Below are 13,441 nucleotides of genomic sequence, written 5' to 3' on the forward strand. Positions count from 1 at the left end.
TCTCCCAACGTACAAATTCTCTCTAAGGAGCCCCGTAAACCGGGAAAGGGGGCTAGGGGAAAACCTCCGGTTTTCCCCAGTTCGTTCGCCGCCGGCAAACGAAGAAATTGAAATCATTTTCGGCAGGACATGCGCCTGTCGAAAATTCCTTGACCCAGCCGCCTTGGGCGGCGTCCCCAGTGACCGACGTCACTGGGGGTGGGGGTTCTAAAGGGGGAGCCTGCTCCCCCTTTAGATCCTGTGCATGGCATCAAAGATCTCCTCCCGCTGGATGCGGATGGAGATCCCCATCTTCCGGCCCAGCTGCTCCAGCAGGTCCCGCAGCTCCCCGATGGAGACGCTGGCCGCCCCCACGTCCACGGCCATGACCATGGTGAAGGAGCCCTGGAGGATGGTCTGGGAGATATCCAGGATATTCACATTGTTTTCAGCCAGCAGGGTGCAGACAGCGGCGATGATGCCCACCTTGTCCTGCCCCACAACGGTAACGATGGCGTTCATGGAAAATTCCTCCTCACAGCCGCCGGCCGGCAGCTCCGGCAGGGCGGCGTTCTCTCGTATCGGGCCGCCGCAGCCGGCAGCACGCCACGGCATACTGCCAGTCCGGCAGCAGCCGGCGCTCTCGCCGTGTTTTGCGGCTATTGTACCACGAAGGGACGGAGAAGTAAATCCTCTCTCATCCCGGCGGGGCCAGAAACGGCCCCCAGGCCGGCGGCGTGAACGTCAGCAGCATGTACAGCCCCGCCAGGGCCAGCGCCAGCGCCGTCCACAGCACCGGGTGCTTTTCCCCGTCCGGACAGAAGGCCATGGATGCAGCCAGCACCGCCGCCCATACAGCCAGCCCCATCGTGCCGCGTCCGCCGGCGGCCAGCAGTGCCCAGTCCGCCGCCGCTGCCGTCAGCGGCGCCAGCACCGCCGCAGGGAGGTCCCGCAGCAAAGGCCGGCGCGCCCCGCCCAGGCGGCTGGTCATCACCCAGGCGGCCAGGCCCGGCCAGAAGGCCAGCTTGCTCAGTTCCCAGGGGCTGGCACACTGGGGCACGAATGCCGCCGGAAGTCCGCTGTCCGCCGCGCCGTGGAACAGCAGCAGGGCCAGCCCGCACACCACCGCCGCCAGATATCGCAGTGCAAACCGATCACAGGGGTCCCGCATGGTCTGCCTCACCTCGTTCCACTGTATGCGCAGCAGCGGGACGGCAGACCAGAAAGGACATGGGGCGCGCCGGCCGCGCGCCCCACCTCCCGGCAGCGGGACCTGTTACAGGTCGCCGAAGAACTTGTCGTGGATGGCCCGGACCGCCCGGTTCACATCCTCCTCATCCAGCAGGACAGAGACCCGGATCTCCGAGGTGTTGATCATCTGGATGTTGATGCCGGCCTCATAGAGCGCCTCGAACATCCTGGCGGCCACGCCGCAGTTGCTCATCAGGCCCGCGCCCACGATGGAGACCTTGCCGATGCTCTCATCAGTCTCGATATGGTCGAATTTCAGCGCCTCCTTGTGCTCTTCCAGCACTTTCTGAGACTCCTCCAGGTCCTTCTTGTGGACCGTGAAGGTGATGTCCTTGGTATCCTCCCGGCCGATGGACTGCAGGATGACGTCCACATTGATGTTGTGCTTGCTCAGCAGGTCAAAGACCTGGAAGGCGACGCCGGGGTTGTGCTGCAGGCCGATCAGGGCGACCCGGGCAATGCTGGTGTCCTTGGCGACGCCGGCGATATTCGTTTTCTCCACTTTGGTGACCTCCTTGACTTTCGTGCCGGGCTTGCGTTCCAGGCTGGACACGACTTCCAAATTCACTCTGAACTTCTTGGCCAGCTCCACGCTGCGGTTGTGGAGCACCTGGGCCCCCTGCGACGCCAGCTCCAGCATCTCGTCGTAGGTGATCTCCTCCAGCTTCTTGGCATTAGGAACGATGCGGGGGTCTGTGGTATACACGCCGTCCACATCCGTATAGATCTGGCACAGGTCTGCCCGGAATGCCGCCGCCAGCGCCACGGCGCTGGTGTCGGATCCGCCCCGGCCCAGGGTCGTTACATCGCCGTTGCGGTCCACGCCCTGAAAGCCGGTGACGATGACGATCCGGTGCTGGTCCAGCTCCGCCTGGATCCGCTCGGAGTCGATCTTCTTGATCCGGGCATCGGAGTGAACGGCAGTGGACTGGATCCCCACCTGCCAGGCCGTCAGGGACACGCAGGGCAGGCCCATGGCCTCCAGGGCCATGGCGCACAGGGCCACGGAGATCTGCTCTCCGGTGGAGAGCAGCATATCCATCTCCCGCTTGGAGGCGTGGGGGTTGATCTCCTCCGCCTTGGCGATGAGATCATCGGTGGTGTCCCCCTGGGCGGAGAGGACCACGATCACGTCATTCCCAGCCAGATAGGTCTCGGCGATGATGCCGGCCACGTTGCGGATGCGCTGGGCATCCTTCACGCTGCTGCCGCCGAATTTCTGTACGATCAAACTCATGGTGTTTCCTTCTTTAACTGAAATCTCAAGCAGGCTTCCACGCCTGGTCCATTATACACAGCAAGGGGCCGTTTGGGGCTTATCCCAGGACAGGCAGCCTGGCCAGGACCGCCAGGGCCGCAGCTTTTTCCGCCGCCTCCCCGCCGCTGACAGGCTCTGTCAGGAACGCCGTCATACCGCTGTCCTCACTGAGCACCTCCACCTGGCCAAATGCTCCGACGGCGTCTGCCAGGCTGCCGCGGATGCGGAAGTAGTGCCGGAGGGGCACTGTCTGCGGGGCCACAAAGCCCTCCGGGTCCGCTTCCCAGCCGATCTCCTCCCGGCGGGGGCTGGCCTGCAGGGCCTCCATCACATCTGCCACGCAGGCGGAGGCGGTGGGCATCTCCCCGGCTCCCCGGCCGTAGAACATCACCTCGCCGGTGGCATTGCCCTTCACCACCACGGCGTTGAACACATCCTCCACATTGGCCAGGGGGTGGTCCTCCGGGACCAAGTGGGGCGCCACATAAGCCGTCCGGCCGCTGCCCAGGCGCAGCGCCCGGCCCAGCAGCTTGATGCGGTAGCCCGCCCGCTGGGCGATCCGGACGTCATCCAGCGACAGCCGGCTGATCCCCTCCATGGGGACCGCCGCCGGATCCACCTGCCGGCCGAAGGCCAGATCCGCCAGGATGCAGATCTTCCGTCCGGCGTCGATGCCCTCCACATCGGCGGTGGGATCCGCCTCGGCATAGCCCTTCTCCTGAGCCTCCCGCAGGGCGTCGGCAAATGTGGCGCCGGCCCGGACCATCCGGGTGAGGATATAGTTGGTGGTGCCGTTCAAAATACCGTACACCTCGTCGATGCGGTTGGCTGCCATGCACTGGGTCAGGGGGTGCAGGACGGGGATGCCGCCGCCCACGCTTGCCTCGAACAGGTAGTTCACGCCCCGCTTTTTGGCCAGGGCCAGCAGCTCACAGCCCTTTTCCGCCACCAGCTGCTTGTTGGCCGTCACCACATGCTTGCCGGCATTCAGGGCCCGCTTCGTGTACTCGTAGGCCGCCTCCACGCCGCCGATGGTCTCCACCACCACCCGGATGGCGTCGTCCTCCTCGATCCTTGTGAAATCATCCGTCATCAGCTGGCGGTATGGTCCGTCCTTGAAATGCCGCACCAGGATGGTCTTTACCTGCAGAGGCTCTCCCAGCTTGCGCTCGATCTGCCGGGCATTCTCCGCCACCACCTTGGCCACGCCGGTGCCGACAGTGCCAAGTCCCATGATCGCGATCTGTATCATGTGTACGCTTCCTCTTTCTCTGTTGTTATCCGGCCAGGACTTCCACCCGCACCACGCCGTTCAAGGCAGATACGTCCGCCATCAGCTGCTCCAGGGACTCTTTCAGCTCACTGGTCTCCGCAGAAATGGTCACCGCCGCGCAGCCGTTGGTGGGGATGCTCTGATTGATGGTGAGGATGTTGGCCCCGGAGGTGGCAAACACGGACAGCACGCCGGACAGCACGCCGGTGTTGTCCTTCAGCATGCAGTAAAAGGTGATGATATGCTCTGCCTTCATGTCGTTGAAGGGCTGCACCGCATCCTTATATTTGTAGAACGCGCTGCGGCTGATGCCCACCATCTTCGTGGCGGCGCCCACGGTGTCCGCCTCTCCGGTCTGCATCATCCGTTTGGCCTCCGCCACCTTGACAAAGATCTCCGGCAGGGCATTTGCGGCCACGATATAATACTTGATCTCTCTCGCCATTCCGTCCGCCTCCTATGGCCATTTGTCTTTCCATACAAAGCATCTTACCATATTTCCCACGGCGATACAACCAAATCCGTCGAAATTCTTTTGAGGAAAACGGGGAAACTTCCCCCGTCTTTCCACTGCCGCTCTGAGCAGAATGCCGGAAACAAGCAAGCGCCCCGGCAAAAGCCGGGGCGCCCCAGCTTGTCGAAAATGTTTTTTCGACAAGCTGCTCACGGCTGCAGAACTTTCCCGAAAGTTCTGCAGCCGCGTGATTTAATTGGCGCAGGACACCCTTCCCGGGTTTCCCGCACACACCCTTCCTCCCCGTTTCCGGAGCTTACCAGATTGGTCGGAAGGCCAAAGCGCCCCGGCAAAAGCCGGGGCGCCCGCACATGTTTGTCTCTGCCGGCTCACTTCTCCGCTTCGAACACGGCCTTCATGCCCTTGTAGGTCTCATAGCAGTCCAGCTTGGACACCGTCTCAAAGGGGGCGTGCATGCTGAGCACCGGCACGCCCGCGTCCAGCGTGGTGATGTTGCGGTTGGCCATATACATGGCCACCGTGCCGCCGCCGCCGGCGTCCACCTTGCCCAGCTCGGCGATCTGCCAGATGACTCCCGCCTCGTCAAAGACGTTGCGGATATAGGCCACCGTCTCCGCGTCCGCGTCAGAGGCGCCGGACTTGCCCCGGGCGCCGGTGTACTTGCACAGGCCGATGCCGTAGTTCAGATAGGCGGCATTGCGCTTCTCATACACGTCGGAGAAGTTGGGGTCATAGGCCGCCGTCACGTCGGCGCTGAGGCAGAAGGACTTCTCAAAGCACACCCGCACCGGCACGCCCTGGCTCTCGCACAGATCCTCCATGAACGTGTCGAAGGCGGCGGACTGCATGCCCGTCACACCGTCGGAGCCGATCTCCTCCTTGTCCGCCAGAACGCACACCGCCGTCTTTGCAGGCGTCTTGTCCAGGTCCAGCAGGCCCCGCAGGGCGGCGTAGGCGCACACCCGGTCGTCGTGGCCGTAGGCGCCGATCATGCTGCGGTCCAGGCCGATGTCCGTGGCCTTCACCGCCGGCACCGCCTCCAGCTCCGCGGAGGTGAAGTCGTCCTCCGTGATGCCGTACTTCTCATTCAGCAGCTTCATCACCGCCAGCTTCACCCGGCCGGACTCCTCAGCGTCCCCGATGGGCTCGCTGCCCAGCAGCAGGTTCAGCGTCTCGGCGGGGATGGCCTCCGCCAGGGTCTTCTTGTTCTGCTCCGCGCCCAGGTGGGGCAGCAGGTCCGTGATCACCAGCCGGGGATCGTCCGCGTCCGCGCCGATGTTCACCTGCACGGTGGTACCGTCCCGCAGGGCCACCACGCCGTGGAGCTCCATGGGGATGGTGACCCACTGGTACTTGCGGATGCCGCCGTAGTAGTGGGTCTTGAAATAGGCCAGCTCTCCGTCCTCATACAGGGGATTGGGCTTCAGGTCCAGCCGGGGGGAGTCGATGTGGGCGGCGGCGATCTGTGCGCCCTCCGCCAGGGACTTCTCGCCGATGTGGGCCAGCAGCACGCTCTTGCCCCGGTTGCAGAGATAGACCTTGTCTCCCGCCTTCACCGCCGTGCCCCGGACATAGGGCCGGTAGCCGGCCTGCTCCGCCAGGCGGATCACCTCCGCAGCACAGAGCCGCTCGGTCTTGCCGGCGTCCAGAAAGGCCTTGTAATCCGTGCAGTACGCCTCCAGAGCGCCACGCTCCGCCCCGTCCAGCCGGTCAAAGCCGTTGCGGCGGCGGGAGAACAGCTGCTCCTTCAGCGCCTTGTACTCACTCTTTTCCATGTGCTTTTTCCTCCTTGATGGTATCGATCAGCCGCCGGAAAAACTCTCGGGCCTCCAGTTCGAAGGCCGCGGCGGTGTCCGCGGCGTTGTTCAGCTCACAGTCGCACTTGCTCCGGTAATACTCATCCGGCTGCTGGGCGGAGATCCGCAGGCGGGCGTACTGCTCCGGGATGCTGTCCCGGGCCATGATCCGCCGGACCCGCAGCTCCAGCGGAGAAGTGACCGCCACCGTCCGGTCACACAGCTGGTCCAGCCCGCCCTCCAGCAGGTTGATGGCATCGATGGCAAAGAGCCTGTTCTCCGACGAAGCCAGCCGCCGCCGCACCTCCGGCACCAGATGGCGGAAGATGATGCTGTTGAGCTGCTCCAGCCGGTCTTTGTGGGAAAAGACCTCCTGGCCCAGCTTTCTGCGGTCCAGCTGGCCGTCGGCGTCAAAGGCACCGGGGAAAGAGGCGCCGATATCGTCCCGCAGGGGCGCACAGGTCTCCAGCATCTCGTGGTACAGCTGATCGCAGTCGATGACCTGTCCTCCCAGAGACTCCACGGCCCGCAGGGCGCTGGATTTCCCGGCGCCGGTGCCGCCGGTGAGACCCAGCACCACCCGCTCGCTGTCCGCCTCCACCACGTGGAAGCCGGCGGCCTTTTTCAGCCGGTTGCCGATGGCCAGGCCCAGTCCGCGGTTGTCCGGGCACTGGGCGTAAATCTCCGTCACACCGCTGGCATCAAAGGTCCGCAGGGCGTCGAACACCCGCTGGGCCTGGGCCAGCTTGTCGCCGGCGGGCCCCAGGGTGTGGACCTCGTGCCCCTGAAACAGGTCGGCGAATTCGTCAAAGCAGATGATCCCGGAGGAAGGACCCGCCCGGTGCAGGATCTCCTGTGCGGACTTCTCCGGCGCGCCGGTGATGACAGTCACCGGGGCCTTGGGGGCGTAATGGCGGTACTTCATGCCGGGGGCCTTGGGCTTCTCCCCCTCCGCCAGGGCGCCGTTGACGGCCTTGTCCACGTCGATCTTGCCGATGAGCCGCTCCAGGTCCTCCAGGGGCAGCCCGCCGGGCCGCAGCAGCCGGGGCGGATCGCAGGTGAGATCCAGAATGGTGGACTCCACGCCCACCGCGCAGGGGCCTCCGTCCACCACGCCGCTGATGCGGCCGTCCATATCCTCCAGCACATCCTGGGCCGTGGTGCAGCTGGGCCGGCCGGAGGTATTGGCGCTGGGCGCCGCGATGGGCACCCCCGCCTCCCGGATGATGGCCAGCGTCACCGGGTGGTTGGGGCAGCGGACGCCCACGGTGTCCAGTCCGGCGGTGGTCTCATCCGGGATGATGGGCCGCCGCTTCAGGATCATGGTCAGGGGGCCGGGCCAGAACTTCCGGGCCAGCACATAGGCCAGGGGCGGCACATCCGCGCAGTAGCGGGGCAGCCACTGGGCCCCGGCCACATGGATGATGAGGGGGTTGTCCTGGGGACGGCCCTTGGCCTCGAAGATCCGCCGCACCGCCTCGCCGTCCATGGCGTTGGCGCCCAGGCCGTACACCGTCTCCGTGGGGATGCCCACAAGGCCCCCCTCCCGCAGGATCTTGGCCGCCGCGGAGATCTTGTCCTCGATCTCCTTCTGCTGGCCCTTGGTGTCCCGCAAGTCAAAATATCGTGTCTGCATATCTCTTCGCCTCTATCTCTCTTCGCCGGAGGTCCTCCGGCGGTGTCTCTCTTGTCCGTGGCCCGTGCCGGGCCGCCTGTCACGCCGTCTCTCCGCCGCTCTTCAGCTTCTCCGCCTGGTCGGCGGTGACCAGGGCGTCGATGAGCTCGTCCAGGTCGCCGTTCAGGACCGCGTCGATCCGGTACAGCGTCAGGCCGATCCGGTGGTCCGTCACCCGGCCCTGGGGGAAGTTGTAGGTACGGATCTTCTCACTGCGGTCACCGCTGCCCACCTGGCTCTTCCGCTCTCTGGCGATGTCGGCGTCCTGCTTCTCCCGCTCGATCTCATACAATCTTGACGCCAGAAGGCGCATGGCCTTGTCCCGGTTCTGGAACTGGCTGCGCTCCTGCTGGCACTCCACCACCATGCCGGTGGGCCGGTGGATCAGCCGCACGGCGGAGGACGTCTTGTTCACGTGCTGTCCGCCGGCGCCGCTGGCCCGGTAGACCTGCATCTCGATGTCCGCCGGGTCCAGCTTCACGTCCACTGCCTCCGCCTCCGGCAGCACCGCCACCGTGGCGGCGGAGGTCTGGATGCGGCCGTTGGACTCCGTCACCGGCACCCGCTGGACCCGATGGACACCGCTCTCGAATTTCAGCCGGGACCAAGCGCCCTCGCCCTCGATGAGGACGCTGCACTCCTTCACGCCCCCCAGCTCCGTCTCGTTCAGCTCCACGGTGTCCGTCTTCCAGCCCCGGGCGGCGGCGTACATGGTGTACATCCGCAGCAGTGAGGCGGCGAACAGCGCCGCCTCCTCGCCGCCGGTCCCGGCCCGGATCTCCAGAATGACGTTTTTCCGGTCGTTGGGGTCCTTGGGCAGCAGCAAGAGCTTCAGCTCCTGATGCAGCCGCTCCATCTCCTCCCGGGCGGCGGTCAGCTCCTCCTGGGCCAGCTCCCGCATCTCCGGGTCGGAGAGCAGGGCCTCCGCCGCGGAGCGGTCCGCCTCCGCCCGCCGGTATTTTTCATAGGCCTCCGCCACCGGGGCCAGCTCCTTCAGCTCCCGGTTCACGGTCCGCAGCCGGTCCGCGTCGCCGTAGACCGTCGGGTCCGCCAGCTGAGCCTGCAGATCCTCATACCGCAGCGCCAGCTCTCTCAGTTTTTCCAGCATGGGGTCTCACCTCTCCTGTCAGTTTTCCAACAGGAGCGCCCTACTGTCCCTCCAGAAAAGCCCGGACCTGACGGAGGAACTCCACCCGCCAGAATTCCCAGCCCACGTCCCCGCTCCGCAGGGACACCGCCGCCCGGTGGCCGGCGGGCACGCTCAGATCCATCTGGCGGTAGATCTCCTGGTACTGGGCGCCGCTGCTGCGGGTCAGCACGTAGGCGGCGTTTTGGATCTCGCCGCCCCGCTCCTTCAAAAAGGCCCGCATGACGGCGCTGTACCGCCCGGCCCACACCGGCGTGCCCAAGATCACCAGTCGGTAATCCCCCAGCGGACGCGCCGTCTCCACCGGGGCCACCGGGCGGGTGCTTCTCCGCATGGCATCCAGCCCGCAGCGGAGCCAGCCCTTCCAGCCGCTCCGGTCCGCGTCGTCCCGCAGCTCCGCCAGCTCCGCGTCCAGGGCGGAGGCGATCTCCTCCATGGCCTTCTTGGTGTTCCCCGTCCGGGAGTAATAGATACATAAGATGTCGCTCATTTGGTTCCTCCGTATCCGCTCAGTCAAACAGGAAGGTCTTCACCAAAGCAAAGGCCTCCCGCAGGTAATAGTTGACCGTGAGATGGGCCCAGGGCAGCGGCGCCGGGACGCCGGCCACGTCTCCATAGCCCTGCCGGGCGGCGATCAGCTCCGACCGGGCCATGTGGAAGTCGTTGGTGACCACCGCCACCGTGTCCGCCGCCGGGTCCACGCCCGCCTCCTCCAGCAGGGGCCGGGAGAGGGCGAAATTCTCCGCTGTATTGGATGCCTGGTCCTCCAGGATCAGCCGGTCCGGCTCCACGCCCCGCTCCGTGAGATAGTCGTACATGCACGCCGCCTCGCTGATCTCCTCGCCGTAGCCAGTGCCGCCGGTGAGCACCGCCGGGATGTCCGGGTATGCCTCCAGGTAGTCCAGCGCCGCATCCAGCCGGGTCCGCAGGGACAACGACGGCTCGGTGCCGTTGACGCCCGCCCCCAGGACGATGACCGCGTCCGCCGCCGGAGGCGTCATGCCGCCCCTTCCCCGGCTGATGACAAATGCCTCCAGTCCCACCAGCAGGGCCAGGCCCACGGCCACACAGCCGTAAAAGCCCCGGCGGACCAGCAGCCAGCGGTCGTTCCCGGCGGCCAGGCGGTCCAGCAGCCAGGAGAGCACCAGCAGCGCGGCGATGCCCAACAGCAGGAAACCGGAGAATCGGATGCCCAGGCTCCGGACCAGCACCAGGACCAGGCCCAAAACGGCGCAGACCGCAGCCGCGGTCAGCCGTGCCTGTCCTCTCCGGCGGCCCCGGTAGACGTCGTACCGGTACAGAGGCCGCCGCTTAGCCCTCTGCCTCTTCACTGAGCTGCTCCCACCTTTCGTACAGGGCGTCCAGCTCCGCCTGGGCGGCGGCCTTCTGCTGCACCAGCTCGTTCAGCTTCTCGTAGTCACAGGCGGCGGCCTCCATGTCCGCCTCCAGGGCGGCGATATGCTCCTCCGCCCTGGCGATATCCCGCTCGCAGATGGTCAGCTGCCGCCGGGCCGCCTGCTGGGCCTTGTTGCCCCGCTGGGGCCGCTCCGCGGCGGGCTTCTCCCGCTCCTTCTCCGGCTTGGGGGCGGCGGCCTTCTCCGCCTCCTCCTGGGCCTTCATCTGCCGGTACTGGGCAAAGCCGCAGGGGTAGTCGGTGATGGTGCCGTCCGCCAGCTCCCAGATCCGGGTGGCGAAGCGGTTGATGAAGTACCGGTCATGGCTGACAAACAGCAGCGTGCCGTCGTAGGCCTCCACCGCCTCCTCGATCCACTCCCGGGAGTCGATGTCCAGATGGTTGGTGGGCTCGTCCAGGATCAGGAAGTTGATCTCGTCGTCCATCAGCATGCACAGCCGCAGGCGGCTCTGCTCGCCGCCGGAGAGGACCGACACGGGCTTGAACACGTCCTCCCCCCGGAAGTCATAGGCCGCCAGCCGGTTCCGGGCGCTCTGGGCCGAGAGTCCCTTTTTGGCGGCCATCATGTTCTCCACCAGATTCCAGTCCGGGTGGTCGAAGCGGACGATCTGGGGCAGGTACGCCTCCTTCACCTGGGGGCCGGTCTTGATGCGCCCGTCGTCCGGGTACAGCTCCCCCACGATCATCTTGATGAGGGTGGACTTGCCGGTGCCGTTGTCGCCGATGAGGGCGATGCGCTCGCCCCCCTCCACCTTCAGGCTGATGCCCTCGAACAGATGCTTGTCCCCATAGGACTTGGACACGTTCCGGATGCCCAGCACCTCGTCCCCGTGGAACTCCGCGGAGGAGAACCGGGCGTCCATCTTCCGGGCCTTGGTGGGCTTGGAAGTAGTCCGCATCCGCTCGATCCGCTTTTCCATGGAGATGGCCCGGCGGTAGGTCTTGTCCATGCCCATGAAGGCCCACACCCGCAGCTGCTCCGCCGCTTTCTCCAGCTGCGCGATCTTGGCCTGCTCCTTTTCGTACTGCTTCATCCGTTCCTGGTAGCGGCGCTCCTTCTCCACGGCATAGAAGCTGTAGTTCCCGCTGTAGAACTCCGCCCTGCCGTCCTGGATCTCGATGACCCGGGTGACGGTGCGGTCCAGGAAGTACCGGTCGTGGGAGATGGTGACCACCGTGCCGTGGAATCCCCGGATGTACTCCTCCAGCCACTCGGTGGCGTGGAGGTCCAGGTGGTTGGTGGGCTCGTCCAGCAGCAGGATGTCCGTGTCCTCCAGGATGAGGCGGCCCAGGTTCACCCGGGTCTTCTCCCCGCCGGAGAGGCTGTCGAAAAGCTGCTGCCGCTGGGCGTCCGGAATGGACAGGCCGTTTGCGATCTTGTTCACCGCCACGTCCGTGTCGTAGCCGCCGAAGGCCTCGAACCGCTCGCTGAGGGTGCCGTACCGCTTCAAAATCGCCGGGTCGCTCTCCCCGGCGGCCATCCGGGCCTCCAGGGCCCGCATCTCCTCCGCCAGACTCTGCAGCCGGGCAAAGGCGGAGCGCAGCACGTCCTCCACCGTGTAGCCGGCGGGGTAGACGGGGATCTGGGAGATCAGGCCCACCCGCCGGCCCTGGCCCACCACGACGGTGCCCTCGTCATAGTCCAGCTCGCCGGTCAATATCTTGAACAGGGTGGTCTTGCCGGCGCCGTTGCGGCCCAGCAGCCCCACCCGCTCCCCCTGGTCCACCTGAAAGGTGAGGCCGTCCAGGACGTTCTTCCCCACCTCAAAGGATTTGATCAGGTTGTTTACTTGGATCTCAATCATATGCTTGCTTCAATTGCTCCACAAGCCAGCCGAAGTGCATGTTGTGGGACGCCTTCACCAGCATAGCGGTGTCGGGGCCCAGCAGTTCGGTCAGGGTGCGGACAGCCTCCTCCTTGGTGGCAAAATGGGTGACGGAGCCGCCGCTCTGGGCGGCGCCGTCGGCGATCTTCTCCGCCTTGGTGCCGATGGCCACGATCTCATCGATGCCCAGCATGGCCGCCAGGGCGCCCATGTTGTAGTGGGCCTGCTCCGTCAGGTCCCCCAGCTCTCCCACATCGCCCAGCACGGCCACCTTCCGGCCGCACTCGGTCTTGGCCAGGATCTCCAGGGCCGCGGTGACGGACTGGGGATTGGCGTTGTAGCAGTCGTCCAGCACCAGCCGGCCCTCCGCCAGCCGCACCACCCGCATCCGGGACCCGGTGGGCTCGTAAGACGCCGCGCCCCGGGCGACGGCCGCCCGGTCCTCGCCCAGCTCCTCGGCCACCGCCACGGCGATGGCGGCGGAATAGGCCATGTGCTCTCCCGGCGCCGGAATGGTCAGATGATAGGTGTCCCGGGGGGACACGATGGTGCAGGTGATGCCCGCCACACCGTGGTCCGCCATGTCCGTCACCCGGACGTCGCAGTGCTCGGACCGGCCGCAGCGGACCGTCCGGAAGGGCAGGTCCAGCGTGTTCAGCAGGGCGTCGTCCCCGTTGAGCACCGCCAGGCCCTCCGGCTTCAGATTTTCAAAGATCTCGCTCTTGGCCTGCAGGATGCCCTCCCGGCTGCCCAGGTACTCGATGTGGGCGTCGCCGATGTTGGAGATGACGGCGATGTCCGGCCGCACCATCTCCCCCAGGTAGCGGATCTCCCCGAAATGGTTCATGCCGGTCTCGATCACCGCCGCCTGGTGCTCCGGCCCCAGGCCCAGCAGGGTCAGAGGGGTGCCGATGTCGTTGTTGAAGTTCTCCGGCGTCTTCAGCACCCGGAACTGCGCCCCCAGCACGGCGGAGATCATCTCCTTCGTGGTGGTCTTGCCCACGCTGCCGGTGATTTGGACGAATGGGATGTCGAACCGGTCCCGGTAGGCGGACGCCAGGGCCCGCAGGGCCAGGCGGGTGTCCGCCACCCGGATGTAGAACTTGCCGGGCCGCAGCGTCTCCGGCACCCGGGCGCACAGGCACCCGGCGGCACCGGCGTCCAGCGCGGCGTCGATGAAGTCGTGGCCGTCGAATCGCTCCCCCACCCAGGGCAGGAACAGGCAGCCCGGGGCGATCTTCCGGCTGTCGGTGCACACCGCGGTGATGGGGGCCGTCTCCTCCCGGGGATCCAGCCAGGTGCCGTCCACGGCGGATACGATCTCAGGGATGGTCATTGGCTGCATGC

The 13,441-nt window shown here is 65.9% G+C and carries 12 protein-coding genes; all 12 read right to left on the reverse strand.

Annotation, left to right across the window (positions count from 1 at the left end; all coding sequences use genetic code 11):
• Positions 1-231 precede the first annotated feature (231 nt).
• Positions 232-501, reverse strand: a complete 270-nt coding sequence (locus H9X91_RS01035) for an ACT domain-containing protein (RefSeq protein WP_204801619.1) — start codon at positions 499-501, stop codon at positions 232-234.
• A 175-nt stretch (positions 502-676) separates the two neighbouring features.
• Positions 677-1,150, reverse strand: coding sequence for a hypothetical protein (locus tag H9X91_RS01040; RefSeq protein ID WP_204801622.1), 474 nt, complete (start codon positions 1,148-1,150; stop codon positions 677-679).
• A 105-nt stretch (positions 1,151-1,255) separates the two neighbouring features.
• A complete protein-coding gene (locus H9X91_RS01045; protein WP_204801624.1) occupies positions 1,256-2,467 on the reverse strand; it encodes an aspartate kinase in 1,212 nt (403 codons plus the stop codon).
• 79 nt (positions 2,468-2,546) lie between these two features.
• Positions 2,547-3,740 carry a homoserine dehydrogenase gene (locus H9X91_RS01050; RefSeq protein ID WP_204801626.1) on the reverse strand — a complete coding sequence of 398 codons (1,194 nt, stop codon included), beginning with the start codon at positions 3,738-3,740 and terminating at the stop codon, positions 2,547-2,549.
• 25 nt (positions 3,741-3,765) lie between these two features.
• Entirely contained in the window at positions 3,766-4,206 is a 441-nt protein-coding gene (locus H9X91_RS01055) for an ACT domain-containing protein (protein ID WP_204801628.1), read from the reverse strand.
• 398 nt (positions 4,207-4,604) lie between these two features.
• Positions 4,605-6,011, reverse strand: a complete 1,407-nt coding sequence (locus H9X91_RS01060) for an aminopeptidase (protein ID WP_204801630.1) — start codon at positions 6,009-6,011, stop codon at positions 4,605-4,607.
• Positions 5,998-7,668 carry an L-threonylcarbamoyladenylate synthase gene (locus tag H9X91_RS14675; protein WP_204801632.1) on the reverse strand — a complete coding sequence of 557 codons (1,671 nt, stop codon included), beginning with the start codon at positions 7,666-7,668 and terminating at the stop codon, positions 5,998-6,000. Before H9X91_RS14675 ends, H9X91_RS01060 begins: the two co-directional genes overlap by 14 nt.
• 79 nt (positions 7,669-7,747) lie before the next feature.
• The gene (gene prfA / locus H9X91_RS01070) at positions 7,748-8,815 is read right to left on the reverse strand and encodes a peptide chain release factor 1 (protein WP_204801634.1); all 1,068 of its coding nucleotides are present in this window, start codon (positions 8,813-8,815) and stop codon (positions 7,748-7,750) included.
• A 40-nt stretch (positions 8,816-8,855) separates the two neighbouring features.
• Positions 8,856-9,344, reverse strand: coding sequence for a flavodoxin family protein (locus H9X91_RS01075; protein WP_204801636.1), 489 nt, complete (start codon positions 9,342-9,344; stop codon positions 8,856-8,858).
• A 19-nt stretch (positions 9,345-9,363) separates the two neighbouring features.
• Positions 9,364-10,185 (reverse strand): ElyC/SanA/YdcF family protein, encoded by an 822-nt coding sequence (locus tag H9X91_RS14680; protein WP_204801639.1) that lies wholly within the window; start codon positions 10,183-10,185, stop codon positions 9,364-9,366.
• Complete coding sequence (locus tag H9X91_RS01085; RefSeq protein WP_204801641.1) at positions 10,166-12,073, reverse strand: ABC-F family ATP-binding cassette domain-containing protein; 1,908 nt, start codon at positions 12,071-12,073, stop codon at positions 10,166-10,168. Before H9X91_RS01085 ends, H9X91_RS14680 begins: the two co-directional genes overlap by 20 nt.
• On the reverse strand, positions 12,066-13,439 hold the full coding sequence (locus H9X91_RS01090) for a UDP-N-acetylmuramoyl-tripeptide--D-alanyl-D-alanine ligase (protein ID WP_204801643.1): 1,374 nt from the start codon (positions 13,437-13,439) through the stop codon (positions 12,066-12,068). The genes H9X91_RS01085 and H9X91_RS01090 overlap by 8 nt, the downstream gene beginning before the upstream one ends.
• Positions 13,440-13,441: the final 2 nt, after the last annotated feature.

Origin of the sequence: Oscillibacter valericigenes (assembly GCF_016902445.1) — a bacterium.
GTDB lineage: Bacteria > Bacillota > Clostridia > Oscillospirales > Oscillospiraceae > Oscillibacter > Oscillibacter avistercoris.